27 protein-coding genes and 1 riboswitch are annotated in these 26,920 nt (G+C 53.5%); of the genes, 7 read left to right on the top strand and 20 right to left on the bottom strand.

Going from position 1 to position 26,920, the window contains the following annotated elements; translation table 11 throughout:
• The first annotated feature begins 12 nt into the window (after positions 1 to 12).
• Both RHH81_RS03945 and RHH81_RS03950 read left to right on the top strand, forming a co-directional pair.
• The gene (locus RHH81_RS03945; RefSeq protein WP_310743423.1) at positions 13 to 1,029 is read left to right on the top strand and encodes an NAD-dependent epimerase; all 1,017 of its coding nucleotides are present in this window, start codon (positions 13 to 15) and stop codon (positions 1,027 to 1,029) included.
• A 17-nt stretch (positions 1,030 to 1,046) separates the two neighbouring features.
• Complete coding sequence (locus tag RHH81_RS03950; RefSeq protein ID WP_310743424.1) at positions 1,047 to 3,395, top strand: AAA family ATPase; 2,349 nt, start codon at positions 1,047 to 1,049, stop codon at positions 3,393 to 3,395.
• A 4-nt stretch (positions 3,396 to 3,399) separates the two neighbouring features.
• Here the strand turns inward: RHH81_RS03950 and RHH81_RS03955 are convergent, their stop codons facing one another.
• From RHH81_RS03955 to egtC, 6 genes are all read right to left on the bottom strand, one after another.
• Positions 3,400 to 3,843, bottom strand: a complete 444-nt coding sequence (locus RHH81_RS03955; protein ID WP_302676738.1) for a hypothetical protein — start codon at positions 3,841 to 3,843, stop codon at positions 3,400 to 3,402.
• Positions 3,824 to 5,458 (bottom strand): 2-isopropylmalate synthase, encoded by a 1,635-nt coding sequence (locus RHH81_RS03960; protein ID WP_310454388.1) that lies wholly within the window; start codon positions 5,456 to 5,458, stop codon positions 3,824 to 3,826. The genes RHH81_RS03955 and RHH81_RS03960 overlap by 20 nt, the downstream gene beginning before the upstream one ends.
• Positions 5,459 to 5,532: 74 nt before the next feature.
• Positions 5,533 to 6,564 carry a sirohydrochlorin chelatase gene (locus RHH81_RS03965; RefSeq protein ID WP_206201169.1) on the bottom strand — a complete coding sequence of 344 codons (1,032 nt, stop codon included), beginning with the start codon at positions 6,562 to 6,564 and terminating at the stop codon, positions 5,533 to 5,535.
• 32 nt (positions 6,565 to 6,596) lie between these two features.
• Positions 6,597 to 6,738: riboswitch (cobalamin riboswitch) on the bottom strand.
• A gap of 35 nt (positions 6,739 to 6,773) precedes the next feature.
• On the bottom strand, positions 6,774 to 8,300 hold the full coding sequence (locus RHH81_RS03970; protein ID WP_206201170.1) for a peptide ligase PGM1-related protein: 1,527 nt from the start codon (positions 8,298 to 8,300) through the stop codon (positions 6,774 to 6,776).
• A gap of 250 nt (positions 8,301 to 8,550) precedes the next feature.
• The gene (locus RHH81_RS03975) at positions 8,551 to 9,684 is read right to left on the bottom strand and encodes an SUMF1/EgtB/PvdO family nonheme iron enzyme (RefSeq protein ID WP_206201171.1); all 1,134 of its coding nucleotides are present in this window, start codon (positions 9,682 to 9,684) and stop codon (positions 8,551 to 8,553) included.
• Complete coding sequence (gene egtC / locus RHH81_RS03980) at positions 9,659 to 10,441, bottom strand: ergothioneine biosynthesis protein EgtC (RefSeq protein ID WP_310743425.1); 783 nt, start codon at positions 10,439 to 10,441, stop codon at positions 9,659 to 9,661. Before egtC ends, RHH81_RS03975 begins: the two co-directional genes overlap by 26 nt.
• A gap of 140 nt (positions 10,442 to 10,581) precedes the next feature.
• On the opposite strand from egtC, the gene RHH81_RS03985 reads away from it, so the two are divergent.
• Positions 10,582 to 11,292: a DUF2232 domain-containing protein gene (locus RHH81_RS03985; protein ID WP_206201173.1), complete on the top strand. Its 711-nt coding sequence runs from the start codon at positions 10,582 to 10,584 to the stop codon at positions 11,290 to 11,292.
• Here the strand turns inward: RHH81_RS03985 and fni are convergent.
• From fni to RHH81_RS04030, 9 genes are all read right to left on the bottom strand, one after another.
• The gene (gene fni, locus RHH81_RS03990; protein WP_206201174.1) at positions 11,289 to 12,317 is read right to left on the bottom strand and encodes a type 2 isopentenyl-diphosphate Delta-isomerase; all 1,029 of its coding nucleotides are present in this window, start codon (positions 12,315 to 12,317) and stop codon (positions 11,289 to 11,291) included. The two genes, RHH81_RS03985 and fni, sit on opposite strands and share 4 nt — an antisense overlap.
• A gap of 69 nt (positions 12,318 to 12,386) precedes the next feature.
• A complete protein-coding gene (locus RHH81_RS03995; RefSeq protein ID WP_315863405.1) occupies positions 12,387 to 13,523 on the bottom strand; it encodes a geranylgeranyl reductase family protein in 1,137 nt (378 codons plus the stop codon).
• 56 nt (positions 13,524 to 13,579) lie between these two features.
• Positions 13,580 to 14,470, bottom strand: a complete 891-nt coding sequence (locus RHH81_RS04000) for a cation diffusion facilitator family transporter (protein WP_310743427.1) — start codon at positions 14,468 to 14,470, stop codon at positions 13,580 to 13,582.
• A gap of 23 nt (positions 14,471 to 14,493) precedes the next feature.
• Positions 14,494 to 15,795: a carboxyl-terminal processing protease CtpC gene (ctpC, locus tag RHH81_RS04005; RefSeq protein WP_206201176.1), complete on the bottom strand. Its 1,302-nt coding sequence runs from the start codon at positions 15,793 to 15,795 to the stop codon at positions 14,494 to 14,496.
• A 117-nt stretch (positions 15,796 to 15,912) separates the two neighbouring features.
• Complete coding sequence (locus tag RHH81_RS04010) at positions 15,913 to 16,203, bottom strand: hypothetical protein (RefSeq protein WP_206201177.1); 291 nt, start codon at positions 16,201 to 16,203, stop codon at positions 15,913 to 15,915.
• A gap of 116 nt (positions 16,204 to 16,319) precedes the next feature.
• Complete coding sequence (argB, locus tag RHH81_RS04015) at positions 16,320 to 17,207, bottom strand: acetylglutamate kinase (RefSeq protein WP_310453304.1); 888 nt, start codon at positions 17,205 to 17,207, stop codon at positions 16,320 to 16,322.
• 19 nt (positions 17,208 to 17,226) lie between these two features.
• Positions 17,227 to 17,697 (bottom strand): SRPBCC family protein, encoded by a 471-nt coding sequence (locus tag RHH81_RS04020; protein ID WP_225901696.1) that lies wholly within the window; start codon positions 17,695 to 17,697, stop codon positions 17,227 to 17,229.
• 179 nt (positions 17,698 to 17,876) lie between these two features.
• A complete protein-coding gene (locus tag RHH81_RS04025; protein ID WP_206201180.1) occupies positions 17,877 to 18,122 on the bottom strand; it encodes a chlororespiratory reduction protein 7 in 246 nt (81 codons plus the stop codon).
• A 63-nt stretch (positions 18,123 to 18,185) separates the two neighbouring features.
• Positions 18,186 to 18,785 (bottom strand): CAP domain-containing protein, encoded by a 600-nt coding sequence (locus RHH81_RS04030; RefSeq protein ID WP_206201181.1) that lies wholly within the window; start codon positions 18,783 to 18,785, stop codon positions 18,186 to 18,188.
• Between the two features lie 184 nt (positions 18,786 to 18,969).
• On the opposite strand from RHH81_RS04030, the gene groL reads away from it, so the two are divergent.
• Positions 18,970 to 20,601, top strand: coding sequence for a chaperonin GroEL (gene groL / locus RHH81_RS04035; RefSeq protein WP_310453303.1), 1,632 nt, complete (start codon positions 18,970 to 18,972; stop codon positions 20,599 to 20,601).
• A gap of 67 nt (positions 20,602 to 20,668) precedes the next feature.
• On the opposite strand, the gene bchD is transcribed toward groL, so the two are convergent.
• Complete coding sequence (gene bchD, locus RHH81_RS04040) at positions 20,669 to 22,681, bottom strand: magnesium chelatase ATPase subunit D (protein ID WP_310438476.1); 2,013 nt, start codon at positions 22,679 to 22,681, stop codon at positions 20,669 to 20,671.
• A 110-nt stretch (positions 22,682 to 22,791) separates the two neighbouring features.
• On the opposite strand from bchD, the gene RHH81_RS04045 reads away from it, so the two are divergent.
• Positions 22,792 to 23,154 (top strand): hypothetical protein, encoded by a 363-nt coding sequence (locus RHH81_RS04045; RefSeq protein ID WP_302676726.1) that lies wholly within the window; start codon positions 22,792 to 22,794, stop codon positions 23,152 to 23,154.
• 51 nt (positions 23,155 to 23,205) lie between these two features.
• A complete protein-coding gene (gene petM, locus RHH81_RS04050; protein ID WP_011057256.1) occupies positions 23,206 to 23,307 on the top strand; it encodes a cytochrome b6-f complex subunit PetM in 102 nt (33 codons plus the stop codon).
• A gap of 13 nt (positions 23,308 to 23,320) precedes the next feature.
• On the opposite strand, the gene RHH81_RS04055 is transcribed toward petM, so the two are convergent.
• Genes RHH81_RS04055 through RHH81_RS04070 form a run of 4 tightly spaced genes read right to left on the bottom strand, consistent with a single transcriptional unit; the run spans position 23,321 to position 26,142 of the window.
• A complete protein-coding gene (locus tag RHH81_RS04055) occupies positions 23,321 to 24,250 on the bottom strand; it encodes an AEC family transporter (protein WP_310438475.1) in 930 nt (309 codons plus the stop codon).
• Positions 24,213 to 24,944, bottom strand: coding sequence for a cobalt transporter CbiM (cbiM, locus tag RHH81_RS04060; RefSeq protein WP_310743428.1), 732 nt, complete (start codon positions 24,942 to 24,944; stop codon positions 24,213 to 24,215). The genes RHH81_RS04055 and cbiM overlap by 38 nt, the downstream gene beginning before the upstream one ends.
• Positions 24,902 to 25,384, bottom strand: coding sequence for a carboxypeptidase regulatory-like domain-containing protein (locus RHH81_RS04065; protein WP_206201186.1), 483 nt, complete (start codon positions 25,382 to 25,384; stop codon positions 24,902 to 24,904). The genes cbiM and RHH81_RS04065 overlap by 43 nt, the downstream gene beginning before the upstream one ends.
• Positions 25,381 to 26,142, bottom strand: coding sequence for a DUF4382 domain-containing protein (locus RHH81_RS04070; protein WP_310453301.1), 762 nt, complete (start codon positions 26,140 to 26,142; stop codon positions 25,381 to 25,383). The genes RHH81_RS04065 and RHH81_RS04070 overlap by 4 nt, the downstream gene beginning before the upstream one ends.
• Positions 26,143 to 26,320: 178 nt before the next feature.
• Between RHH81_RS04070 and RHH81_RS04075 the strand changes: the two genes are divergently transcribed.
• Entirely contained in the window at positions 26,321 to 26,905 is a 585-nt protein-coding gene (locus tag RHH81_RS04075; protein ID WP_225901648.1) for a thylakoid membrane photosystem I accumulation factor, read from the top strand.
• Positions 26,906 to 26,920: the final 15 nt, after the last annotated feature.

The raw sequence follows: 26,920 nt of genomic DNA on the forward strand, positions 1-26,920 counted from the left end.
TGAGGAATCAAGATGGATATTTTGGTGACGGGTGTTGCTGGGTTTATTGGCAATGCAGTAGCACTGGAACTACTTAAGCGGGGCGATCGCGTGATTGGTCTCGATAATCTGAACAACTACTACGATGTCAACCTTAAGAAAGCTCGCCTTGAGCGACTCAGCCCTTTTACGGCAGGTGAGCAATTTGTATTCAGAAAAATTGACCTCGTAGATTGTACAGGGGTGAACCAACTCTTTAGAGACTTTACCCCCCAACGGGTCATCCACTTAGCAGCGCAAGCGGGTGTACGCTACTCGATTGAGAATCCCTTGGCCTATATTGACAGTAATATTGTAGGTTTTATCCACATTTTGGAAGCCTGTCGCTACCATCAGGTAGAGCATCTCGTCTATGCCAGCACCTCAAGCGTCTATGGTGCCAATAAAAAACTGCCTTTTTCGGTTCACGATAATGTTGATCACCCCTTGAGTCTCTATGCGGCCACCAAGAAAGCCAATGAACTGATGGCACATACCTACAGCCACCTCTATGACCTGCCCACTACTGGACTGCGCTTTTTTACCGTCTATGGCCCATGGGGGCGCCCCGACATGGCACTCTTTAAGTTTACGAAAGCCATTTTGAATAATGAACCGTTGCCTGTCTTTAACTATGGTAAGCATCGCCGCGACTTTACTTACATTGATGACATTGTCGAGGGGATTCTACGGGTGCTGGATCGACCTGCCACACCCAACCCTTCATGGAGTGGCGAAAATCCTGATCCGGCCACTAGTCTCGCACCTTGGCGTGTTTACAACATTGGTGCCCACCGCCCCGTCGAACTCCTACGGTATATTGAACTCTTAGAAACCTATCTTGGGAAGAAAGCGCAGTTAAATCTTCTGCCTCTGCAACCGGGCGATGTCCCCGATACCTACGCGGATGTGCTCGAACTTAGGGCAGACACAGGCTACGAACCCACAACTCCTGTTGAGATAGGCGTACAGCGATTTGTCCACTGGTATCGTGAGTACTATGGTATCTAACGAGTTGAGTTTGCCCTATGTCAAGTGAAAATAACCATCTGTCTTTGCCCTCTGAAGCCGCTCGGGCAAGTTTGTGGCAGCCGCAGCCAATTGATAAAGTGACCATTGATCAAGTACTTCGCGGGCTGAAGCGGCGCTCAGCAGTTGGCATATTGGCAGGTGCACTAGTCTCAATTGGCTTTTTGGGATACTCTTACCTCTTTTTGAGAAGCTATCGACACTCTGTGTTGGTGCAGGTTGAACCTATCCAATCCTCAGGCGCTCGGCCAGGAACATCTTTAGAGTCACTCCGTCAGCTTGCTCCAATATCCCTGCCCCTTTTGTCAGCTGAAACAAAAGGTGATGTGGGAACTTTGGTTCAGGTACTCAATAGCGACATTGTTTTGCGTCCAATTTATGAGAAATTTTTAGTAGAAAATCCTGATCTAGATCCAAAACAATATTCGTATCAATCTTTTATTGGATCCTTGAAAATCCAGCCAGCGAAACTAACCTCAGGTAATAGACTACTAGATCAGTCAAGTCAAAAGATTATAGAAATCCAATTTTCTGCAAGAGAAAAAGAAAAGATAGAATCACTCCTAGGAATCCTTGTTGAAGAATTAAAAAGATTTAGTGAAAAGGAAAAGCAGGATCAAATAGCGGATAATCTGCGCTATGTTAACCAAGAAATTCAGAAGACCCTGAGTCAAATTGATGATCTGGAGGATCAACTTAACCAATTTCGCTTTCAGAATCGGGTAGTACGACCTGACCTAGTTGCTTCCCAGTTTAACTCTGCGGCCTCTGGCAGCAGCGATCTTGAAACTTATCTTAGCCTTTTGGATAATTTGATCTCTGCAAGAAATGAAAATAGAGTAAAACTGGAGTCAGCTCAGGCAACGTTTAACTCCCTCGAAGCACAGTTAAGGTTGTCTCCTACTGAAGCACTTGCTGCCGCCAATCTAGCTGCTTCTCAAAGCTATCAGGAGTTGCTCTTAAAATTAACAGAAACGGAAACCAAGCTAGCTGGGGAGCAGGCCAAGGTAAATGAAAACTCACCGACGGTGCAAGCGCTACAGGAAGAAAAGCGACTACTGCTAGAGCAGGCTAGGCAGCAAGCGCGACAGATTACGATTAGAAATCAGGATCAAGTTCGTCAACCCGAAACGCTGATTGGTTATCAAAGTGCCGTTTCTGAATCTCTAATCGAGAAGTACATAGAGACCAGAATTGAGCTTGAAGCGCTGCGGAGGGCGGATGCTGAATTAAGCAACCAAATTCAGGCCACCGAGGCAGAGATATCGCGAGTAATACGCCTTGCCAATCCTTACCGCAAGATTGAGCAACGTTTTGCAGCAGCACAGGAATCTCTGAGGTTATTACTGCAAACTCGACAGTCCCTCCAACTGCAGATTGCGCAACGAGACTTCACATGGCGAGTCCTCTCAGATATTGACAACAAGGAAGAATATCAGGTAACCCAGCGTTTATTACGGGCACTGGTGATAGCTTTGATGCTGGGGGGAGTGTCGGGGCTATTTCTAGCTCTAGTGCTCGATTGGTTGGATGATCGTTTCCTAGAAGTGGAGCAAATTCGCCAACAAACTCCCTTGCCGATTCTTGGCGAGATTCCTTTGACGAAGACATTTGATCAATTGGCCTTTAGTCGCCTAGAAACACCGTTGACGCTCTGGGGATTGCAGCACCGTTTGCCGAGTGCCACACCTGCTTTTAGGGAAAGTTTTTACTTCCTGTTGACGCAGCTAGAGTCGTTGGGATTGCCGCGCTCTTTGGCAATAACGGGTACAGCGGGCAAAGAAGGACAAACGACCCTTGCGATTTACCTTGCGGTTGCAGCAGCGGCGATGGGAAAACGGGTCTTACTGGTGGATGCCAATTTGCGTCAGCCCAGCATGCATCAAGGACTTGGCATTCCCAATGTCGCAGGCCTAGGGGAGTTGTTGCAAGGGGAAATGCCTTTTCCCCACTGGTTCAGTCTTTTGGCAAATCGTGCGGAAAGACTCTGGGTACTGACGGCGGGTCAGGTTCAGCAAGAGCCGATGATACTGCTGAGTTCTGCGCGGTGGTTTGATTTCTTGGAGGGCGCTAAGGATACCTTTGACTGCGTGATTCTGGATGTGCCGCCGATCTTGGCTGCTGCCGAGGCGCATCGGGTTCTGGCAGCGGTGGAGCGGGCGCTCTTGGTTGTGCGGTTAAAGAAAACGCGACGCGAAGCTTTTGCTCAGGCACTGCAGGCTTGTGATCTGAGCTTACAGCAAAAGCTGCTTGGGATTGTCGTCAATGGTGTAGCTGTCAACCACCGAGATTTCAGAGGTTATCAGAACAGTGCTGCTGAGTCAGCGGTGGCACCCCTCGCTGTCTAAGGTCTCACATCTCCCTTTCGGGGGACAAAATAGCCATTAAAACAGGCCCAAAGAGTAGGGCATGGGCAGCTAAGGTGAGGCCGGTCCAAAGAAGGGGAAGCCAGCGCCAAACTCCTGCTTCTAGGGGCGGAAACAGGGCATAGGCTAGCCAGATGAGGGTTGGCGGTAAAATGATGAGCAAAATAGCTAACACAAGGCCAACAACGGTGACCTGAGAAGAGGGGCGGTGGAGCGATCGCCAGCCTGTACCTGTCCACTGCCAGCGAAAAGCGATCGCCCCATCTTCAAGGCGAGCCGTTTGGCGCTCAGGATTAAGGGTAAAAATGTGGCGGCAAAAGTTACAGGCATGGGTTTCCATGAGCACCATTGGGGCAATTTGGCCATGGCGGCAAATGGGGCAGGGGTAGATGCCGTGGTGCTCAAGGGGCTTAGGGAGTGGTTCCACCATGAACCTCAGCGGTCTGGGGGTGGAGGCGTTGCTGCTGGAGCCCGCGATAGAGACGATTGAGGGCATTCATATAGGCATGAGCCGAAGCAACAATAATATCTGTATTGGCGGCATGGCCCGAGTAAATGCGATCCCCGTGTTGCAGGCGAATGGTCACCTCACCGATAGCATCAATTCCCGCGGTCACTGACTGCACGGAATACTCAATGAGGCGATTGGGAATTTGCACCACGCGGTTAATGGCACGATAGACGGCATCCACAGGGCCTGTGCCAATAGCGGCATCTGTCAGCTCCTCACCACTGGGCAGACGGACGGTTACGGTGGCGGTGGGGCGGGCGCGATCGCCACAGGAGACCTGCACAAATTCCAGCTGGTAGCCTTGAACATCAATGGCTTGGGTTTCATCTTTAACAATAGCTTCTAGATCCCAGTCAGTGATTTCTTTTTTCTTGTCGGCCAGTTCCTTAAAGCGCAAAAACGCCTTATTGAGTTCCGTTTCACTGAGTTCAAAGCCCAGCTCGCGCAGGCGGGTGGCAAAGGCATTGCGACCAGAGAGTTTACCCAAAACAATTTGATTGTCGGCTAGGCCAATGAGTTGGGCATCCATGATTTCATAGGTTTGCTTGTGCTTGAGGACGCCATCTTGGTGAATGCCTGATTGGTGGGCAAAGGCGTTGGCACCGACGATCGCTTTATTGGGCTGAATCAGCATGCCCGTTAGATTGGAGACCAAGCGGGAGGTTTTGTAAATTTCGCGGGTGTTGATATTGGTCAGGGGTGCTTCCGATTCGGGGGGACGGCCTAGGAAGGGATTGAAGTACTGCCGCCGCACATAGAGAGCCATCACCAATTCCTCAAGGGCAGCATTGCCGGCGCGCTCCCCAATGCCGTTAACCGTACACTCCAGTTGCCGTGCCCCATTTTTGACTGCTTCGAGGAAGTTGGCAACGGCCAAGCCCAAGTCGTTGTGACCATGGACTGAAATGACGGCACGATCAATATTCGGCACGTTTTCCTTGATGCCTTTGATCAGGGCGCCAAACTCGGCGGGGGTGGTGTAACCCACCGTGTCGGGAATGTTAATTGTTGTGGCACCGGCGTCAATCACCCGTTCCAAAACTTGATAGAGAAACTCAGGATCCGAACGCCCGGCATCCTCAGGGGAAAACTCAACATCATCCACAAAGGACTTGGCATAGGCCACCATTTCGGGGGCAATTTCCAGTACCTCAGCGCGGGTTTTCTTCAGTTTGTACTCTAGGTGAATGTCCGAGGTGGCAATAAAGGTGTGAATGCGGGGATAGTAGGCGGGTTTGAGGGCTTTTGCTGCTGCTTCAATATCTTGGCGGGTGGCACGAGCCAAGCCACAGATCACCGGCCCCGTTTCGGTGCCCACGGTTTCAGCAATCCGCTGCACCGCCTCAAAGTCACCGGGACTGGCAAAGGGAAAGCCTGCTTCAATAATATCCACCCCCAGTCGCGCCAGTTGACGGGCGATCGCCAGTTTTTCATCCACATTCAGCGAGGCACCCGGCGACTGTTCACCGTCCCGCAGGGTGGTATCAAAAATTAACACCCGGTCAACCGTCTGGGGAGGATATTTAATACGCATAGACAAGCCCTATCTAAGCTTGAGAAAGAGTAGCAGTCATCATTTACTCTAACATTTTCGCTGGGGAGCGATGCTTAGGGAACTTGCCAAATGCGTTGGTGGTAACTGGGCAAGTGATCCAAGTCCACGGTTGATCCATGGTGATGGTGGTGAGGGTGATGACCCCCGTGATCATGGCTGTGGGAGGGGTGCTCATGATCCTGATGATGGTGGTGATGATGGCTATGGCCTGCCACCAAGCGGAATTTGCAGGCTTCACAGTTCATGGCCACCTGCCCCGTATGGGTTTCAATTTCCCGCTGCCGCGTGAGATAAAATAGTTGCGGATGCAGGCCAATTTCCGGTAGGTTCACGTATTCAACACTGGGATAGGCGGCTTGGGCTTCTGCGGTAAGGGTATAGATTTTCTTGAGTAGTGCCCCTGTAAACATGAAGTGGGGCAGGACAATGACGCGGCGGGGCTGGTAAAGATTCGCCCGCCCAAATCCTTCGGGTAGGCGGGGATGGGTAATGCCAATAAAGCAGACCTCAACGGTTTTGTAGCCACTGCCTTCCCAGAGCATGCGGGCTAGCTTAAAAACATCGCCATTGGCATCGGGATCACTGGAGCCGCGTCCCACCACTAGGAGAACGGTTTCTTCGCGGCCAATGCCTTGGGGATTAAATTCTGGTGAGTCCAAGAGTTCAAGGCGCGATCGCCACAGGGTTAAAATTTCGGGGGCAATGCCATAGTGGCGGCCATAGTGATAGCGCAATTGCGGAAACGCCCGCCGTGCCCGATCCAACTCATTGGTAACGTCAAACTTATTGTGGCGAGCAGCAAAGAGTAAAACTGGCAGCACTGACAAGTCTGTATGGCCTGCGGCAGCACACTGGCTGAGCACCTCAAAAATCGAGGGTTCCGTTAACTCCAGAAAACAGGGAAAAACAGGCCGGCAGGGATCCAGTTGATAATAGGCTTGGGCAAAGTCCAAAAATGCTTGGCGACCTTCCGGATCGCGCGTCCCATGACCGACGAGTAAAAGCGGTCGAGATTGGGGGAGAGGGGGTAAATCGAGGCTAAAACCGAGGGGATTGAGAATGGAATCGTTGAGCGTAACAACCACGTTGAAACTCCATGCCCGTGCGACGCAGGCAAACAGAGTGAACCACAGCAAGTAGGCATTCTGGCTGAGGGGGGTTCCCCATCACAGCTGCGGCACAGCACCAGACTTGCACTGGATTTTCCCTACAGGCTGCTCTTCACAGTGAACGTTGCCAATTGTAGCGAGATTCTCAGACCCCTGTCTATGCAGGGGGTGGGCACATGAGAGACCTATAGCGCCGCAGCATCGAGAACGCCAATGGTCTGGTCGTAGATGGCTTGGGCTTCTTCGGGGGTGTTACCAATGCTGACGAGTCCCAGCTTACCAAATTCCGAGAGTGCCCCCATGAGGTGAAAGACAGTGCCCGTTTCGGTGCTGGAGTCAAAGTGGAGTTGATAGCGGGCAATCATATCCAAGAGATCATTGGGCAGGAGGCCGCGATAGTGGGGTTGGCAGAGGTTATCGGAGGCAATGTAATACTTGGGACGGCGGTGCTTGCTGTAAAACAGTCCAGAGGCTAGCTCATAGTGGCCATCGGTGAGGAATTTTAAGGTCATGAAGGGGTGCGTAGTACCACCCTTGCGCAAGTTAATTTCAATGGCGTAAAGCTCCCACCCTGCTGTTGTTTGGGTTGCAACAACGTCCACACCAAAACAGCCGATCACCCCCTGCTGTGCCAAGTACGTCCCTACCTTTTGCCCCAATTCTTGGAGTTGTTGGCGATAGTCGGCATGGGCGGGAAATTCACAGCCAATGAAAATTTGACCTGTGGGGGCATTGAGTAACTGTTCATGGGTGGAGACGATTTCAACACTGCCTTTGGGGGTAATACAGCCTTGGACACTGGGCGATCGCTTGACTGTCCCTTCCACAAAGGCTTCGACAATGCCACCCAGATCCATAAATCGCTGCCGATAGGAGAGCCAAGTTTCATTAGGCGCCTGAAAGACCATCTCCTCTAGGCTATTTTCAATCCGTTGTAGATGATCGGGGGTGTGTGGGCTGCCAAGGGGGCGCAGTGGGCGCAGATCAAGAAGAGCATTGCCTTCTCCGGAAAAAGCCTCATTGAGTTTCACCACCACCCGTTGCAGTTCAGGAGATTTCTGTTGGAGGTGAGCGATCGCCCGCACCAGTTCCGGTACCCCCTGCAAAAAACCGCTGCCCATCGGATGGGGAATGCCTGCGGCCGCAAAAAGTTCCCGACTGCCCGCCTTGGTTCCCCAGTAGAGGAGGTCGGGATCCGTCGAGTAGAGAGGAATGCCTAAGCGTACCGCCAGTTCCCGCTCCAGAGGGGTGGAGTTAAAACACACCATGTAGGCTTGGTTGGGACGCAGGGCTTGACGAATACGCTCCAAAAGGCGAGGCCGCTCTAAAATTTTCGCAGTCAAGGGTTTATCGGAGCGATCGTAGGTGGCCAGCAGCAGCAGGCGATCGCGGGCATGGGAACTGGGTACGCCGGGGAGTAAATCCAGATAATAGTCAATAATGCTGGGGTGCAGTGGCTGGGACGTCACGTAGATCATGCGGGTACGCGGATTCCGCAACTGGATCAGCGTATAGAGTTGCCGCTCCTCGTAGTGGGTATAGCCGGTGATCTTGGCCAGCTCCGGTTGGGGAAAGCTCAGGGAAGGCACCACCACAATATCGCGCTCAATGCCGCCGGGACCCTTGGGTAGTTCAGGAATAAACGTTTCTGTCCCGTCCCAGCACTCCAAGAGTCGCGTTTGCAGTTGGCGGAATTCCTCAGCAATTGACATCAAAACGCCCCTATGCCCTTGTCCCTAGTTTAGGGAGTTTGAGTCGGACTCATTGCTTGGGGGGCATCTTGTTCAAACTTTCTTTACTGAGGAACGGTGCTTCGTTTGCTCAGCTTCAATGTTTCTCATAAGATGCCTCGCAAGAGGATAGTTGATAGTCTGATTCTGGCGAAGCCTAAGGAGAGTGCCCGTGAAAAGGATCACAGGATCACGGGGAACTTGGGCACAAAATTAACCCACTTCACCCAGTCTAGGCCTCAGACTCAATCGGGAGTGCTTCTAGTTGAACATAGCGGGCGCCGGCAAACACCTCACGGGTGGTGCGGCTATACCAATTGCGAAATGAGGGTCGCTTGAGAATGGGGCGCGTCCAGTGACTACCGCCTTTTAGAACAAAATGCTTGCCATCAAAGTAGGGCGCAGAATACCCCCGGTAGGGATAGCTCTGGAACTCCGGATAGGGGGCAAAGGGACTTTGCGTCCACTCCCAAACGTAGCCCTGATTCAAGAGTCCCTGCTGAGCAGCAATCTCCCATTCCCGTTCACTGGGGAGACGTTTGCCTTGGAAATGGCCATAGGCTTCAGCCTCATAGAAACTGAGTCCCCACATAGGTAAGTCCAAATCCTCAGGAACGGGGTAAAAGGGTGCTGTGATCCCCTCTGCTTCGCGCCATTCCCAACCACTGCTGGACCACCATTCCCGCCGCTGATAACCACCCGCTTCCACAAAGGTGAGAAATTCCCGCCAGGTCAGCGGTGCCGCATCAATCGTAAAAGGAAGTAGTTCGACACTCTGGACTGGCTGCTCGTTATCAAGGGCTAAGAGGTCTTCACTGCCAATGACATAACTGCCAGCGGCAATCCGTTGCCAAGACTGAGGCGAGGATAGGAGAGGGGGCAAGGTGGTGAAAATCCCCTGCATCGCCAGCACCATTTGCATTGTTTCACTGTGTTGGGCTTCATGCTGCAAAATCCACCACCAGAGACGGACTTCCCGTTGCCACTGCTCGTCGCTAAGACTGTAGAGGCGATCGCCCGTCTTTTGGCGAATCTCTGCTAAGTAGTCAAGTAGCTGGCCACGCGGCGGTAGATGCTGTCGTTCGGCCTTGGGGCGGCCATCGGCGGCATACCAATAGCGATCGCGATCGCTCACCCCTGAGGATTCCGGCAAGAGCCAAAAAGCTTCTGTGTAGCCAATGTGTCCCAAATGCCACCCCACGGGACTATAGAGGGGATGGGGCTGCGCACAAAGGACGGCCTCGCTCAACTCAGCCACAAGTTGGCGTGTAAATTGCCGCTGGTTCTGAAAGGCTTGCCAAAGGGCTTCGCGATCCCAAGGATTAAACGGGGTTGAGGTCTCAGAAGGTATAAATCTCTGGTTCACTCTGCAAACTCATCAACAGCAGTTTATTTTCGGGTAAAGGATACCACTCCGTTTGCTGATCTACCGGCTCTGAGGTGAGTTGAATTTTCTCGGCATCCTGACTCCAGTACAGGGTGGGGGGTGGTGTGCCCCGCGCACAGCGGGTGGCGAGAATATAGACGCCATCAGTCAGAATCATGGCGGCACTGACACTGGTACGCGCTGCCTGCGCTAGGGAAAAAACAATTTGCAGTGTTTGCCGCAGTACCATCAACGGTGACAGTTGCGGATTCAACACCAATTCATTGCAAAACAGGGCAAAGAGGTGCTCAGAGTCTGTAGAGCCTTCAACAATGTTGTAACAAATATCCGACAGGCGATCGCGCATAGGGCGGTAGAGGGTTTGGCGAAAGTTCTCGATAAAGCCATTGTGCACCCCCAGCCAGCGTCCCCAGCGAAAGGGCTGCGTATTCGTCATCTGCACGGGTTGACCCGGTGTGGCACTGCGGACATTGGCCAAAAAACAGGCAGATTGAATGTAGCGGCTTAAATGCTCAGTAAAGTTAATATCATGCCACATGGGCAGCGTTTGCCGATAAAGAAAGGGGGGCACATCTTGGCGGGCAGCATACCAGCCCACCCCAAAGCCATCGGCATTTAAGCGTCCCGCCGTCATTTCGCGGGGTTGATAACTTTGCACCAACAGGGAATGGGGAGCATCCACCAAGGCATGGGCAAGGGACGTTCTGCGCCCCATATAGGCATAAAGACGGCACATAAATTAACATGTAAGCTTGATAGGAATACCTTACCCCCGATTCTAACTTTCAGCAAAGGATTTTTCAGGGCGCTATATCCAGTTTGAGAGCTGGCAGTAAAGCTTGCTAGAGTGTAGAGAAAAAAGGTTATCTGCAATCAATGAACCCAACGGATTCCCTAGAGGATGATTTTCCCGACGTCGAAGCCATTGTGCCCCCTGAGCAGTCCCAAGCCTTGGGGCGATCGCAAATTCAGCGCACCTTGGTGATCACAGAAACAGCCTTCCTTGCCAGTACCGCTGCCCTGCTGTGGGTGATTAACTTTTATTTGCCCATTGGTCCAGTCTTGCGCCTATTTTTTCCAATTCCCATTGCCTTGGTGTATTTACGCTGGAACCGCCGAGCGGCTTGGATGGCGGCGATTGTCAGTGCCTTGCTCCTTTCTGTGTTGATGGGGCCACCCCGCAGTCTGCAATTTCTCTTGCCCCACGGCATGATGGGGGTGATTTTTGGCGGCTGTTGGGCAAAAAAAGAGAGCTGGGGACGCTCAATTCTCAGTGGCGCTGTGATTGGCACCGCAGGATTTTTCTTTCAGATTAGTCTTGTGTCCATTCTGCTCGGGGAAAACCTCTGGATTTACTTCAATCAGCAGGTCACGAATTTCATTGATTGGGTGCTGGTCAACCTCAACCTGCTGCTGGAGCCAACGGTGACCCTGATCCAAGTCGTGGCACTGCTACTTGTCTTTTTCCAGTCCACGGTGTATGCCTTAGTGGTGCATATTTTGGCATGGACACTGTTGGAGCGATTGGGCAATCCGATTCCGGATCCGCCCCCGTGGCTGCGCACGATCCTTGAAGACCCCCGCTAGATCCTTTCGAGACAGCGACGCTGATAGAGGGCTTGGGGAGTGGCACTGCCGGTACAAAACAGCACGGTTTTCAATTCCTCAAGGATAAAATCAATGCGTTGCGCAAGTGTCTCCTCTGATTGATGGGCGGCCTGCAAAAAGGGGCGCGCTAAACCGGCAAGACCAGCACCGAGGGCAAGGGCCTTGGCCACATCAATGCCATTTTGAAGTCCGCCGGAGGCAATTAGGGGCGTATCTGGTAGGGCAGGATGAATTTGCTCCAGACACTGCGCCGTAGGCATGCCCCATTCGGCAAAGGCCTCTCCGAGGTACTGCTGACGCCCATCCTGAGCACGCGCTGCTTCCACCTTAGCCCAAGAGGTTCCCCCTGCCCCCGCCACGTCAATAGCGGCTACTCCCACCTCCACGAGTTGCTTGGCCACGTCGGCACTGATACCATTGCCCACTTCCTTCACAATTACAGGCACCGGTAGGGCACGGCAGAGAACACCAATTTTCGTCAACAGTCCCTTGAAGTTGCGATCGCCCCCCGTTTGGACGGCCTCTTGTAGGGGATTGAGGTGCAAAATCAAGGCATTCGCCTCTAGGAGATCAATAATCTTTTGGCATTCATTGACGCCACAGCCATAGTTCAACTGCACCGCGCCAAGATTGGCTAAGAGGGGGATAGTGGGTGCCTCTTGACGAATGGCAAACGTGGTCGCCACCTCTGGATGCTCCAGCAGCACTCGCTGGGAACCGACCCCCATGGCAATTCCCTTTTGTTGCGCCACCCGTGCCAAGCGGCGATTGATGTCTCCCGCTTCAGGCGTTCCACCAGTCATGGAGGAAATCAGCAGCGGAGCTGCAAGCCGCCAGCCCAAAAACTCGACGCTCAGATCAATCTCGGCAAAGTCCAGTTCGGGCAGGGCACAATGGCGAAAGCGATACTTCTCGAAACCGGTGGTGACTTCTTGATGACTGACATCACCTTGAATACAAAGCTCGAGGTGCTCGGCCTTGCGCTGCTCAATGGGACTGCTCACCACTCGTGTTCCTAAAGTTAGGCTGCACCAACATTATAGAAGGCAGCTCAGGGAGCATCCCTATCGGCATTAACGGAAAACCGTCGGCACTCTCAACCCCGCTGCCAACAATTTCAGGCCATTGGCTGCTGCATCGCGGTAACGCAACTGACCGCAGAGAATTTGCCCCATCCGTTGCAGGGCGCTAGGACGTTTGATGGCCACTTCATAGGCCATGTGGGGCATCCGATAAAAAAGAGTCGCTAGACGTTTTGCCCAGACCATATCCGCTCCCCACGCCTGTTGGACTTGACGGGAATAGTCTGCGAGAGCCTCTGGATCACCATTGAGGGCGCGATCAATGGCTTGGGCGGCCAACATGCCAGTCAACAGCGAGGGACGAATGCCTTCGGCAGTAAACGGATCAACGATACAGGCCGCTTCCCCGGCAAGGAGGGCATTTTGGGTGTGCAGGCGCTGGTGCCGCTGCCAACAGTAGAGGGGGTGGCCATAGACCTTGACTTGACTGAAATCAACGCCAAAGGTTTCAGCATATGCTGCCCCGATCGCCCTCAGATTTTGCTTGCGTTTTAGGGAAAACGTGCCCACACCAATCGAGTAGCCCTCCCGTTTAGGAAAGTTCCAAATGTAGCCATTGTGAACGCGACCAAAGTCAAAGTGGGCTGTCCTCAGGGAATGATTGGGCATGGCTGCTTCAACCTCAATGGCTGCTCCTATACGCTGCTGACGATGTTGGAAGCCCAACCACTTGGCCATTGAACCTTTGGCACCATCACAGCCAATCAAATACTGCGCTGTGAAATCCCCCTTGGGCGTATGCACCTGCCAGCGATCGCCCCCCCACGTTAGACCTGTAACGGGAGTTTGAGCCGCTACCTGCGCCCCCTGTTGCTGCGCCTGTTGAATCAGAAAATGATCAAACACATCGCGGCGCACCATCCACACCGCTTGCTCTGGGGGCAGTTCCAGCACTTGCGCTTCCCCACCCTGCCACGTACAGACCATTTGCGTCAGCTTCAGCGAGATAGCAGGAGTAAAGTCAAAGTCAAACCAAGCTTGCACTTGGGGCGACACACCTCCCCCACAGGGCTTGTAGCGGGGCAGAGCTTCCTTTTCCAGAACCAACACCCGCCAGCCTTGCCTAGCCAAGTGATAGGCAGCCGCACCGCCCGCAGGGCCTGAACCAACAACAATGCAGTCGTACACCACAGGGTCACTCCTCAGTTGCTTTGCGCAGATGCTCAAAAAATAGCAAAAATCACTTAAGAGAAGCTGATCTGACTGGATTCGTAGTCGGGGGGTTCGACGTGGATGACAATGCGAGCCGGCCCATAGCGGTCTTGCAGCAGGGCTTCAATTTGCTCAGTAATGTCATGGGCCGTGGGAATATCTTGCGCCTCGACAATTAAGTGCATCTCAATAAACACTTGCCGTCCCACCATTCCCCGCGAGCTAATGTCATGGCAATTAACCACACCGGGCACGGTCATCACTAGCTCATGGATAGCTTCGGGGGCGATCGCCATCTCATCCACCAGCCAAGGAATGTTGCTTTTGAGAACTTCCCACGCACTCCAAAACACAAGGGCCGCGACGGGAAATGCCAACACCACATCCAGCCAATCCCAATTGAACGTCCACACCCCAATCAACCCCAAAAGGACAATAATCGTTGTCCAGACATCGCTCAGGGTATGCTTGGCATCAGCAATGAGCACGGAATTATTCAGCTTGCGCCCCATGTGGTGTTCATAGAGAGTAAGGCCGATATTCATGCCAAGGACAAGGATCACAATCCACAGTTCTGCCCCTGTGATCGTCACGGCACTGCTTTTATGCAGCAGGCGCTCAACCGCACTTTGTAAAATCTCAAAGCACACCATGCCCAGAAAGGCGGCAATCCCCAATGCACCGAGGGCTTCAAACTTTTGGTGACCGTAGGGATGGTCGCGATCGGGATGGGGGTTAGCCCACTGCATGGCCACTAAGCCCAGTATGCTACTCCCGGCATCGGTCAAGCTATGCAGGGCATCGGCCTGTAAACTCAATGAGCGACTGAGAACACCAACAATGGCTTTAATGGCCGTCAGGGCAACATTGACCCCTAGCGCCAAGAACAATACCCGCTGGGCTTGTCGGCGGTGGTCGGCCACGGTGCTCACCTAACTGAGTGAACTTAAGGATTGGCTGTCTGGGGAGGACGCGCTGATTGGGTATTGCGTCGCTCTGCTAGGATGCGTTCATTGAGAACGGCTAGCGCCCGTGTAAATTGAGGATCACGATCGGTGGCAATGTCATCGCGCGTCAGTTGTTCCCGCTGCTGCTCCGTGAGTGTGACTTCAATATCGGGTTCAATGCCTTTCTTGTTAATATCACGACCACTGGGGGTAAAGTATTTGGCGATCGTCACTGCAATCCCTGCCCCGTCGCCCACCGGCTGGACGGACTGCACCAAGCCTTTCCCAAAGGTGCGTGTTCCCACCAACACGGCACGGCCATTATCCTGTAGAGCACCTGCGAGGATTTCGCTGGCACTGGCCGAGCCGCCATCAATGAGCACCACAAGGGGCTTATTGGTCAAGAAGCCGCGACCGGCACGTAAGCGTTCTGCTTCCCCTTGGCGATTGACCGTAGAGACAATATCGCCCTGCGGTAGAAACATGCGGGCAATTTCAGCACTAGCAAAGAGTAGGCCGCCCGGATTGGAGCGTAAATCCAAAACATAGCCTTCAACGCCTTGCTTTTCTAACTCCCGAATGGCGGCGCGCATTTCTGCTGCTGCATTGGAGCTAAAGGTGACAAGGCGAATATAGCCGACAGGGCCTTGGGGAGTTTGGCGTAGGCTGTGGCGAACGGGATGAATTTCAATGCGGGCACGGGTGATCTCATAGTTCAAGATTTGATCGCCCCGCTGGATCGTCAGGCGCACTTTTGTATTCACCGGGCCACGGATCATGCTGACGGCTTGGTTGAGATCCATGCCCTTAGTGGATTTGCCATCAATTTTCAGGATCACATCCTTGGCCATTAAACCCATCTCAGCGGCGGGACTCCCTTCAATGGGGGAAACCACGGTGATTTCTTTGGTCTTTTCGTCCTGGGTAATGGTGATACCTACCCCTGTGAGTTCACCAGAGGTTTCAATTTGCATGGAGCGAAACTGCTCCGGATCCATAAAGCGGGTGTAGGGATCATTGAGCTTCTCGAGCATTTCCCGTGCCGCTTTGTAAGCATCCTCGGGTTTGGTGTAGTTCCGAGAGAGAAACTCCCGCCGCACGGCACGCCAGTCATTGCCATTGAAGGTGGCATCAACGTATTCACGGTCAATGACCTGCCATACTTCATCCACCAGTTCCTTAGGACTTTGGCGAAAACCTGCTAGGCTACGGGACCAGTGCAGACCCGCACCCGTGACAGCAACCAATGCCGTCATGACCACTGTCGTACTGACAACGAGCGTGCGGTGTGTGATTCCCATATGATTCGTCCTAAATTTTCGATCCTTTAGCCTACGCCCAATCTAGCACAAAGACTTGCCTTGGCCGTTGGCGATCGCCAGCTAAGTTTTCCGACGCGCAGCAGGGTCAAAAAGTGCCTAGACCCCCAGTTGTTGGCGAATGCAGTAGTTCACACTTTCATCGAGAACCCGCTGTGCCCGCTGTTGGCTAGGAGATTGCGGTTGACTGCCATTGGGATCAAGGGTTTGAAAATCAGTGTAGCTCAATCGCTCTTGAATGTAGTTGATGGAGCACTGACAAATGTTATTCATCACTGAACGGGGCACAATGGGCGCTGATCGCCGGCCACGCTCGATGCAGGTATTCATAAAACTATTCACCGCCACTGGGGGGTAGGGTTGGGGAATGGCGCGTGCTGGCAGTTTCAAGCTAGTGGCTAAGCTGCTACTAATTAAGATTAAAGAGAATAATTTCATAAGTAATAGGCGCTTACGCTAAAACATCCTCGTCATACCCTAGGACGCCCTTTTTCATGCAAAAAGTTTCAATCAGTAAAGGCGCGATCGTAGGCTGCATTGGAACCCACGAGCATTGAGCCAATCCCCGAATCGGTAAAAATTTCCAGTAATAGGGCGTGGGGCACCCGGCCATCAATAATGTGCGCTGCTTTCACCCCTTGAGCGAGCGATCGCACGCAACAGGTGACTTTAGGAATCATCCCGCCAGAGACAACCCCCTCTTTAATGAGTTGCCGCGCTTCGGCAATATCAAGGCGATAAATGAGAGTACTCGGATCACGATAATCCCGTAAAATGCCTGCGGTATCCGTCAGTAAAATCAGCTTCTCAGCCCCCAAAGCCGCCGCAATCTCGCCAGCAACAGTATCAGCATTGATGTTGTAGGCTTGCCCAGTATCATCGGCAGCCACACTGGAGATGACGGGAATATACCCCTTCTCCACTAGTGCCGTAATCACGCGGGTATCCACGCCTTGGACTTCACCCACAAAGCCGATGCTCTCTTCTCCTTGGGCACGGGCACGAATCAGGTTGCCATCTTTGCCGCACAGCCCCACCGCTTTACCGCCCGCCTGATTAATCAGGGTGACAATTTCCTTGTTGACCCGACCCACCAAGACCATCTCCACCACATCCATCGTTGCGGCATCGGTGACGCGCAGCCCATTTTTGAATTGGGGTTCGATGTTGAGCTTAGTTAACCACGCATTGATTTCAGGGCCACCCCCATGAACCACCACCGGCCGAATCCCCACATAGGAAAGAAAGACAATATCGCGAATCACCGAGTCTTTGAGGTGCTCCTCCTTCATGGCGGCACCGCCGTATTTAACGACAAAGGTGCGTCCGGCAAAGGCTTGGAGATAGGGCAGGGCTTCACTGAGAACACGAACGCGATCGCTATCGCTGAGCATAGAGTTTTCTTTTGTCCGTCTAAAAACCTAAGCAGGGATCAATGGGGGGCTGAGCAGAGGGGGGATCTTCCTCAGCCGCAACTGCTAAGCGGGCAGCCAACCCTGCCGCAGAATCGCGAATCAGTGACCAAATCAGCGGCGCCAGCCACCCCCGCAACATCACTGAGCAGGAAATCTGACTCCCCCAGACCGTTGATTCTAAACGATAGGTTACCCGTTCCTCTACCCCCGGCAAGACCAAAATGCGAATACTCAACAGTTTTCCCGGTGATACCCGTTCGACAAAAATCTGAATCGGCCACGGAATCCAACGCGTCATGGCTTGGAAAATAAACCCCGGCTTGGGTACGAGTCCGTAGGGCACATTGGTGCGCAAAATCAAGGGATGCCACGACACATCGGCCAAATTCACCACTTTGCGCCAGATCAAATCCACCGATGCCGAGCTAAGGGCTTGGTAGGTGCCCGCCAACGGCCAACTGTAGGTCATTTGCGGTTTTTTCTTTTGTTGACGACGGCGATCGGCCACAGTCTCGTTACCCTGCTATTCCTGACGATTTGGACACCACGAAAGAATAAATAATCGTCTGAACCCTTGATTGATCCAAGAGCCTTATCTATATTAGAACGGAATTTTCCGAGCAGGAGTTTCGTAACTCTGTGTAACGATTATTTTTCTAAACGCACGGCATACCACTGAAGGTAGCCACCATTGGGTAATTGCAGTTCACAACCCGTTGTCATGAGGTGGTGGGCACGACTTTCCACATCGGGCAAAGCAAGTAGATCCGGCGTTAGGGAAACATCGGTTCCTGTTAAATACTCCACCAGCTTGGCCTGTAGCTCCATCGGTGTGAGAAAGGTCTCATCGCTGACAGTAGATTCAAGGACAACATACATCTCTTCAGTGAACATAGCGAATGCGGTTAAGTTGACATTGATTACATTGGAAATGATCCGCGCAGCAACGCTCTGCCTTTACTGGGCTGGCAGTGCAAACATCTGTACAGCATAGACTTCTCCGTGAGCTGAGTTCAAAGCAATGCCAAAGCCAAAGCGGGTAAATTCAGGCCGCAGGATATTTTGGCGGTGCCCCTCACTATACATCCAGCCTTTTTGGAACCGCTCAATCAGCTTATAGTTGAGCACCAATCCGGGGGTGCCCTTCTGCTCCATGATATTTTCACCGACGCCACCGCGTCCCCCCAAGGCGATAAAGCGATCCATTGGGGATTGCCCATCGGGATTGGTATGGCTAAAGTATTGGCGTTTGAGCATATCTTCGGCATGGCGTTGTGCGGCCTCTGTGAGTAATTCATCGGCAACAAGGGGCGGCAGTCCATTGAGCTGGCGATCGCGATTCACCAATTGCAGGGCAAAGGCTCGTATTTCCGCAAGGGAGCGTTTTGGCTGAGCAGCAATGACATCCACCTGTGGAGCACCAATTTGCCAATCTTGCCCCCCTTGGCCATTGTTCAAGTAAAAATACTCCTTGGCCGCTGCAAGGGCAATGCCGAGCATTAAGGTGACGTACAAGAAGACCTGTAGGCGTTGTTGATTGAGGTGGCGGCCAGCCATGGCTGCGAAGCTTGTTAATCTATTGTCAGTCTATTGTCAGTGTACGCGAGCAAGTGCGGAATCCCCTACATTTTCTGCCATTGCCCTCAACTGGTTTTCCACAGTACTGTAAACAATGGCTTGAAGCCTGCTAAGTTTGCAGTCCCTCAATCATGACCTCCAAGTTACTAAAGGATAGCCACCCATGGCAAAATTAGTCGCATTTCATGAAGAGTCCCGGCGATCGCTCGAACGCGGAATTAATGCCCTTGCCGATGCCGTGAAAATTACCCTTGGCCCCAAAGGGCGCAACGTGGTGCTTGAGAAAAAGTATGGCGCACCGCAAATTGTTAACGATGGCGTGACGATCGCCAAGGAAATCGAACTGGAAGATGCCTACGAAAATACTGGTGCCCAACTGATTCGGGAAGTGGCCGCCAAAACCAATGATGTCGTCGGCGATGGCACAACCACTGCCACCCTCCTTGCCCAAGCCCTGATCCGTGAAGGCCTGAAAAACGTGGCTGCCGGTGCTAACCCCATTGCCCTCAAGCGCGGTATGGAAAAAGCGATCAAAACCATTGTCGAGGGCATTGCCGAAGTGGCCAAACCCGTTGAAGGGGATATGATTGCCCAAGTGGCCACCGTCTCTGCCGGTAATGATCCCGAAGTGGGAGCCATGATTGGTGAAGCCATGGCCAAAGTCGGCAAAGATGGCGTGATCACCATTGAAGAATCGAAATCCCTGAATACAGAAATGGAAATTGTTGAGGGGATGCAGTTTGATCGCGGCTACATTTCCCCCTACTTTGTCACCGATCCAGAGCGGATGATTGTTCAACTCAACAATGCCTATCTGCTGTTGACGGACAAAAAAATTACCAGTATCCAAGATCTGATTCCCACCCTAGAAAGAGTGGCTCGCAGTGGTCGTCCCCTCGTGATCATTGCTGAAGATGTAGAAGGCGAAGCCCTCGCCACATTGGTGGTGAATAAACTGCGGGGTGTCCTCAATGTGGTTGCCGTGAAAGCCCCAGCCTTTGGCGAACGGCGTAAAGCAATGCTCCAAGACATTGCCATTCTCACGGGCGGTCAAGTCATTTCTGAGGAAGTGGGACTGACCCTAGATGATGTGGAAATCACCATGCTGGGAGAAGCCGCCTCCGTCACCGTGACCAAAGACACCACCACCCTTGTGTCCGAGAAAGGCAATAAAGCCGATATTCAAAAGCGGGTCGAACAGCTCAAGAAGCAGTTGGCCGAGACCGACTCCGAATACGACAAAGAAAAGCTGCAAGAGCGCATTGCCAAGCTCGTGGGCGGCGTAGCGGTGATCAAAGTGGGGGCTGCCACCGAAACGGAATTGAAGGATCGCAAACTCCGCCTCGAAGATGCCCTCAATGCCACCAAAGCGGCAGTGGCTGAAGGGATTGTGCCCGGCGGTGGTGTGACCTTGCTTCACTTGGCCAGTCGCATTGATGCCCTGCTGCCTAGCCTCAGTCCCGAGGAACAAACGGGGGCACGCATTGTTGCCAGTGCCTTGGCAGCCCCGGTGGCTCAAATTGCTGACAATGCTGGTGTTGAAGGAGCCGTAGTCGTCGAGAATGTCCGTGCCGGTGACTTTAACTATGGCTTTAATGCTGCAACGGGCACCTATGACGATCTCGTTAGTGCCGGTATTATTGACCCTGCCAAAGTCGTACGCTCTGCCCTGCAAAATGCTGGTTCGATCGCCGGCATGGTACTGACGACAGAAGCCCTTGTGGTCGAAAAACCGGAACCGAAACCGGCAGCTCCTGCGGATGGCGGTATGGGGGGCATGGGCGGCATGATGTAGGCTTACTGCCCCAATAGTTTGCTAGGTTCTCTCCTCTCTAACTGGGGGGAGGGTTTTTTATTGGTGGCTAAAATTGCAGGGCATTCTGCGTCACTTGGGCGATCGCCTGATCGGTGGCCTTGGGCAGATGGTAATACTTACCCCCTGCTTGCTGGGCCAATTCCTTGCCCATCCCCGTGGAGACAAACTTATTCTCGGTATCAATCACCAAGAGCTTCAGACCCAAGGCTTGAATTTTAGCGGCAATTTCCAGTACTTCCGCTTTGACATCGGGCTTGGTCTCCGGCGGAATAGTTTCGCCAAGGGAACGGCTCAGGGGGATATTGCCCCGACCATCGGTAATGGCCACAATCATCACTTGACCAATCTCACCGCTTTGCTTGGCATTCAAACCCACTCGCACCGCTTGGGTCAGGCCGTGGGCAAGGGGAGAGCCACCCCCACAGGGCAGGGTTTCAAGGCGTCGCCGTGCCGCTTCAATGGATCGGGTGGGGGGTAGGAGCACCTCTGCCTGCTCGCCACGAAAGGGAATCAGCGCCACCATATCGCGGTTTTGATAAGCTTGGGTCAATAGGCGTAAAACAGCGCCCTTGGCAGAATTCATGCGGTTCAGTGCCATGGAGCCAGAGGCATCCACGACAAAAATAATCAAGGCACCCGCTTTGCGTACCAAACGTTTAATTCGCAGATCACTGTTTTCAACAATGACGCGGCGTTGGGGTTGGCGTAGGCGACGGGATTTTTGGTAGGGAGCGGCGCTGCGCAGGGTGGCATCCACAGCAATTCGACCCCCTCGGCCACGGGGCAAAATGGGGCGGATATAGCGACCGCGATCTTGGGAGTAAATCAGGCTGCGACTCCCCGATTTCCCTTGGCGTTGGGTCAGTTGGGCAAAGTAGAGCACCGACTCATCCAAGACCGTGCCATCGGCCTCAAAGACAAATTCCTCAGGAATGGGTGGCGTTTCCTGCTGCTCTTCCGGTGGCGTCTCTGGCTCATCGGGTTCTTCTTCGGGGTTAGACTGCTGATTCTCCGGCGGGGGCGGTGGTGGAGGTGGGGGCGGTGGTTGCTCCGGCGGCGGTTCCAGTTGCGTGGCTCGCGGCACAATCACTAGTTCAACAGCGCGGCGTAGATCTTCGGCATTCACTTCACTGCGGCCATTCAGGGCAGCATGGGCTTTGGCCACCCGCACCGCAAAGAGTTCTGCTCGATGGCCTTGAACACCGCCCCGTAGGGCTTCGGTGACCAGATAGGCAATTTGCTGCCGTTGAATTTTTACCTCCTTGAGCCATTCCCGCGCCAGAATAATTTGGGTGCGCAGATCCTCTAGCTCAGCATCGTACTGCTGCAAAAAGGCTTGGGGCGAATCAGCAAATTGGGTGGCATGATCCACCGCTGCAACCCGCTCATCTAAGCCCAGAACCGTATCCGCCGATAGGGCGATCGCAAACCGGTCCAGCAGATGGGGCGGCACTTCTCCCTCATCGGGATTAAAGGTGGCAATCAACAGGGGACGACAGGGGTGATCCAGACTAATCCCCTCCCGTTCAATTGGGTTGCGCCCAGCACTCAGCACGGCCATCAGCACATTGGCCAATTGTTCATCCAAGAGATTGATTTCATCCACATAGAGCACGCCGCGGTGGGCTGCCGCCAAGAGGCCGGGCTGAAAGACCGCTTCACCCCGCTGCACCGATTGACTCACATCCACAGCTCCCAAGAGGCGATCTTCGGTGACCCCTAGGGGAATTTGCACAAAGGGGGCTGGAATCACTTTGGTGGTCAAAGCAACATCGGGATGACTTTGGCGCCAAGCCTGCAAGCGGCTATCCCAGTCTTGGGGACGTTGGGGATCGGGGTTGGCAATGATCGGTACTGGGATCTCCCCTTGATCAATGACTTCAATGGGGGGCAATAGGGCATGAATACCCCGCGCAAGAACAGATTTGGCAGTCCCCCGCCGCCCGGCAATGATCACCCCCCCCAAACCGGGATCAACCGCGGCCAACAGCAGGGCAAGTTTAATGGCTTCTTGACCAACAATGGCGGTAATCGGAAAGGGGGCGATCGCGAGCGTCATTGCATCCCTGTTGAAGGTAAACAGCAGTCGTCATCATCTATCTTACCGAGGGTGAAACCCTTTCCCGCCTCTTTGGCTAGACTGGAGTGAGAAATTGCTGCGAGATGACCATGAGGTTTGTTGGCTCCACCCTAGCGGCTGTTGCCCTATTGACGATGACACCACTGGCGGCACTGGCACGCCCCCTTTCCTGTCGCTCCTATGAAAGTACCTTTGTGGCCACGGAGACTCGTAGCTATTGGGTGAATATCTGTGGGGGCGATCGCCCCGCCTACTATATGGCACGACACAAGCAGGATCCGCGCCTATCAATTCGGCTGCCCCTGCGGGATTGGAGTCCTCAAGGGTACTATTTTGAAGCCGTCAATGGTGAGTACACGTATCTATTGACCAAAACACCCCGCGGGATCTTCTTGACCGTGAATCGTGGTACCCATGAGCTACTGCGGGAACCTGTTTTGGAGCCGTGGTAAGCAAAGGAGCCAAATTGGTTACAATGAGTTCTTGTTAGCTGAGGCCGCCCTATGGCAGAAGAGATTTTCAATACTGCGGTAATTACGTTTACCTTGGTTCTGGTTGGTTTAGGCGCAGGCTACCTGCTGTTGCGCTTGACTCCCGACGATTAGCCACCAAATGCCCCTACCCGGCAAAGAGCACCAGCCACAGGGGCAATAGAAGAATTAAGGCAAAGAGGCTGGTTAAAATCACACTGGCAGCGAAAGCCCGGTCCAAGTGATATACATCCGCCAGAATTAGGGTCATAAAGGCGGGGGGCATGCCAGCTTGGAGTACCATCCCTAGACGGGGCCGGCCGCTGATGCCTACGAGGGTTAATCCGAGACCCAACAGGAGCGGTACCAGTAGCATCTTAATCGTCAGACAGGGAATGATGCGTTCCCAGCGGAGCTTGAGGGGAGCCTCACCGAGGCAGATGCCCATATAGATCAATCCAGCAATCACCATTAACCACCCCAAGGTTAAAAGTCCCTGTTGGGCGATCGCGGGTAGGGGATGTTGTCGTAGCAGCAGTCCGATGCCGACACACCAAAGGGTTGGATTCCGGCCAATGTGCCACAGCAGTTTTGCGATGGAAATGGCGCGATCGCCAAAACTCGCCGCCACACCAATGCCAGCACTATAGGAAATGAGGAGCGTCCCCATCAGATCAAAAAACAACGCCCAACTGAAGTGCTCTTGCCCCAGCAGTCGCCAAGTAATTGGAAAGCCAATAAAACCCGTGTTGCCCACCATGGTCGCCAAGAGAAAACTGCCCTGCTCCTGCCGCGTGTGAGCGGGATATTGCTGCAACCACAGCCACGCCAAGCTGACGCCGATCCCCATTCCTAGCCACGCCAATAGCGGAGCCAACGTACTGTGACCCGTAATCGGGGTGGTGACAATAAAACTAAATGCCGTTAGGGGCGTCCCCACCCAGAACAACCCTTGCGCCAGCCAAGCCCCCGTCGTTGATGGCAAAAAACGGCTACTGCCATAGCCAATGCCCATGCACAGAAAGATTAATCCGTAGAGTTCAGCGAGGGTCGGCAGTAGGGTAAGGAGAATTTTCACGGGAAAAGCATACGCCTTGGGACAGGAATTCTGGCTTGACTTTGGCCAAAAAGACCAGCAGTGAAGCCGTGACCACTCCCTCCAACATAGCAAGGGGCAAATGGCCAATCCCAATCGCAGCGATCGCTAGCCATTCCCGCTGTTGATCCAAGGGTGCTGGCAGGCTCAGGAGAATCACTGCGCCAAATAAGAGAACAGCCAACAGCACAGCCCCCGCCCCAAGGATAAACCCGAGGAGCGATCGCCCCCTTGGCGGACAGCGATGCCACAGCCCCCGAAAAACAGCAGCGGCAAGGAGCGCTGGAATCCCCATGATCAGCGCATTGAGGCCCAAAGTCGTCAGACCGCCATGACCAAACATCACCGCCTGTAGAAATAATCCCGCCACCACGGCTATCATTGCCCCTTCCCCCAAAAGAATCCCCAGACTGCCAAGGAACATGAGGTGCACACTGGCGGGAGGCAGCGGGATATAAACCGCAGAGGCGGTAAAAAAGGCAGCGGTTAATAGAGCTAATCGCGGCACGATCGCCAGCGGATCCACCGTTGCCCGCTGCAAACGGCGGCAAGACCACCACAGGAGACCACCGCTACCGGCATAACCCAGTCCACACCACAGGGGCGGCACTAAACCATCGGGGATGTGCATGACTACGACTCCACTGGCAGCCGCCGCCGCGACCAAGCAAAGCAAGCTGTGCCAATGGCACCCCAGAGCACTGCCAAGACCATGACCGTGATTTGTGCGGGAGTGTATTGACTCAGGGAAACCGTCCTTGGCGGTTCTGGGACGGCGGTAAGAGCAACCTCAGCCGTTGCTTGGGCATCGGTCGCTATCGGAATCGTGAGTAGGCCGCCATGTCCCCCTTGACGTACCTGCACCTGCCACTGACCGCGGCGATCGGGCACAAATTGAAACTCCCCTTGGGTATTGGTGGTTCCTGTTATTGCTGCTTCTTGGGGGCGATCGGGGGCAAAGACCTGTACCCTAGCATTTGCCATCGGTTCGCCACTGTCATAGCGCGCTGTAATGTGAATCACCTGTTGCGGTTTGTAGCGCAACTCAACCCCATGGGCAAGGGCTTGGGGAACTATCAGTCCTAAGGTAGCCACACTCGCTAAAACTGTTTTCATGAGGAAACCTCCCGACAGTGACCTTCGCCGACATGCCCCAGACCGCTAAGGGCTTTGCGCAGTGTTTCAAAATCTTTGGGGCTGAGTTTTTGCTGTAATCCTGTCCAGTCAACCGTGACTCCCTCAGGAGTGCCTAGGGCAGCAAAGGGGTCAAAGCCTACCGCGTCGCGATTGATCTCCGCCGTTGCTGGTTCAGCGCCATCACCAAAAAGATGATCAAAGTGGAGTGTAATCTCTAGCTCAGCGGAACTGTTCGCTGTGACTATTCCCTTGCGTTCATCGCCAATGTAGTCGCCACAAACAAAGGCCAAGGGCTGATCCAACGTAATGTCAAAGGGGAGAGTGACATTGCCCCGCTGCGCTGTTCCCACCAGTTGTAAACTGGGTGCGAGGGTCTGCCACTGCAGGGCATTGAAGTGACCCACCGCCGCCGCAGCACTGCCTACAAGGGGACGCTGATCACTCACCAAATCCACCGTCATAGGATCGCTAAACACAACCGTCACTTCACTGTCGGGGCGATCGCCCGCCTCAGGATCAAAGGGGGGATGGGTTTGGTAGGCAGTCACCGTACCCAACGTCAAATAGACATGGTCAAACTCGAGCTTCCAGCCATCTTTGCTTGTCCATCCCGTTTGCAAGCGCTCTTCACCATTGGCATAGAGCTGGAGAGTGCCCTTTTGCGAGGCGGGCGCACAACTGGCCAGTAGCACTGTACTGAAAATCGTGACTATCCCTAAACGTTGGTATAGATTCATTCCTTTGATCACGCCTGATCACGCCGAAAAAAGCCCCAGAAAGAGCACCCCTGTAGCTATTGGCAAAAGCAATAAAGACACTCTTCCTACCTTAGAAGGGGTGGCATTGGTTCTACAATGCACGGGAGGGGGATGGCGTGGCGGTATAGTGTCTTTACAGAGCGTGATGGAGCGAAAAATGAAACGGGTTTGGGGCTGGTTAGGACTTGTCCTCCTGCTGTGGGGACTGTGGACAGCGCCGAGTTGGGCGGGGTTACAAGACGATCGCTACGATGGGAATATCTTTGCTCTTTACGCTGGCAATGGCTCCTTAGTGCCACCAAAGGTCACCCTAGAGAAATCGCGTCAGAGCGATCGCGCCACATTGCTGCTGTTTTATGTGAACGATAGCCGCGACTGCAAGCAGTTTGCCTCAACCATCTCCCAATTGCAGGGGTACTATGGTCGCGTCACCGATTTCATCGCTATTGATGTCGATGCCTTACCCTTTGGGGCGCAGTTCTCCGCCAATGAAGCGGGCTACTACTACAAAGGCCGGGTGCCGCAAACCCTGATTTTCGATCGCCAAGGCCAATTGCGGCAGGAATTTATCGGTGTGGTGCCCTTTGAAACCCTCGATGACACGTTTCGGGAAGTGTTTGATTTGCTGCCGCGATCGCAATCTCTGGAACTGCGGCCGCGCCCTGTGAATGAAATCAATGTGGAACTGGTGCCCCCGCCACCTGTCAAAGGGAAGAAGCTGGCCAACGAAACGGTAGAGTAATAGTGAGCTTTGCAG

The organism is Thermosynechococcus sp. PKX95, assembly GCF_031583295.1.
In the GTDB taxonomy this organism is placed as follows: Bacteria; Cyanobacteriota; Cyanobacteriia; order Thermosynechococcales; family Thermosynechococcaceae; genus Thermosynechococcus.

Excerpts from the sequence above, each read along its gene's own strand:
- RHH81_RS04045 (WP_302676726.1), top strand. The coding sequence starts at position 22,792 with ATGAGGTTTGTTGGCTCCACCCTAGCGGCTGTTGCCCTATTGACGATG.
- RHH81_RS03960 (WP_310454388.1), bottom strand. The coding sequence starts at position 5,458 with ATGCGTATTAAATATCCTCCCCAGACGGTTGACCGGGTGTTAATTTTT.
- egtC (WP_310743425.1), bottom strand. The coding sequence starts at position 10,441 with ATGTGCCGTCTTTATGCCTATATGGGGCGCAGAACGTCCCTTGCCCAT.
- groL (WP_310453303.1), top strand. The coding sequence starts at position 18,970 with ATGGCAAAATTAGTCGCATTTCATGAAGAGTCCCGGCGATCGCTCGAA.
- ctpC (WP_206201176.1), bottom strand. The coding sequence starts at position 15,795 with ATGGGAATCACACACCGCACGCTCGTTGTCAGTACGACAGTGGTCATG.
- RHH81_RS03945 (WP_310743423.1), top strand. The coding sequence starts at position 13 with ATGGATATTTTGGTGACGGGTGTTGCTGGGTTTATTGGCAATGCAGTA.
- petM (WP_011057256.1), top strand. The coding sequence starts at position 23,206 with ATGGCAGAAGAGATTTTCAATACTGCGGTAATTACGTTTACCTTGGTT.
- RHH81_RS04030 (WP_206201181.1), bottom strand. The coding sequence starts at position 18,785 with ATGGCTGGCCGCCACCTCAATCAACAACGCCTACAGGTCTTCTTGTAC.
- bchD (WP_310438476.1), bottom strand. The coding sequence starts at position 22,681 with ATGACGCTCGCGATCGCCCCCTTTCCGATTACCGCCATTGTTGGTCAA.
- RHH81_RS03955 (WP_302676738.1), bottom strand. The coding sequence starts at position 3,843 with ATGGTGGAACCACTCCCTAAGCCCCTTGAGCACCACGGCATCTACCCC.
- RHH81_RS04070 (WP_310453301.1), bottom strand. The coding sequence starts at position 26,142 with ATGAATCTATACCAACGTTTAGGGATAGTCACGATTTTCAGTACAGTG.
- argB (WP_310453304.1), bottom strand. The coding sequence starts at position 17,207 with ATGCTCAGCGATAGCGATCGCGTTCGTGTTCTCAGTGAAGCCCTGCCC.
- RHH81_RS04065 (WP_206201186.1), bottom strand. The coding sequence starts at position 25,384 with ATGAAAACAGTTTTAGCGAGTGTGGCTACCTTAGGACTGATAGTTCCC.
- RHH81_RS03970 (WP_206201170.1), bottom strand. The coding sequence starts at position 8,300 with ATGTCAATTGCTGAGGAATTCCGCCAACTGCAAACGCGACTCTTGGAG.
- RHH81_RS04020 (WP_225901696.1), bottom strand. The coding sequence starts at position 17,697 with ATGACCTACAGTTGGCCGTTGGCGGGCACCTACCAAGCCCTTAGCTCG.
- RHH81_RS03985 (WP_206201173.1), top strand. The coding sequence starts at position 10,582 with ATGAACCCAACGGATTCCCTAGAGGATGATTTTCCCGACGTCGAAGCC.
- RHH81_RS03950 (WP_310743424.1), top strand. The coding sequence starts at position 1,047 with ATGTCAAGTGAAAATAACCATCTGTCTTTGCCCTCTGAAGCCGCTCGG.
- RHH81_RS04025 (WP_206201180.1), bottom strand. The coding sequence starts at position 18,122 with ATGTTCACTGAAGAGATGTATGTTGTCCTTGAATCTACTGTCAGCGAT.
- RHH81_RS04075 (WP_225901648.1), top strand. The coding sequence starts at position 26,321 with ATGAAACGGGTTTGGGGCTGGTTAGGACTTGTCCTCCTGCTGTGGGGA.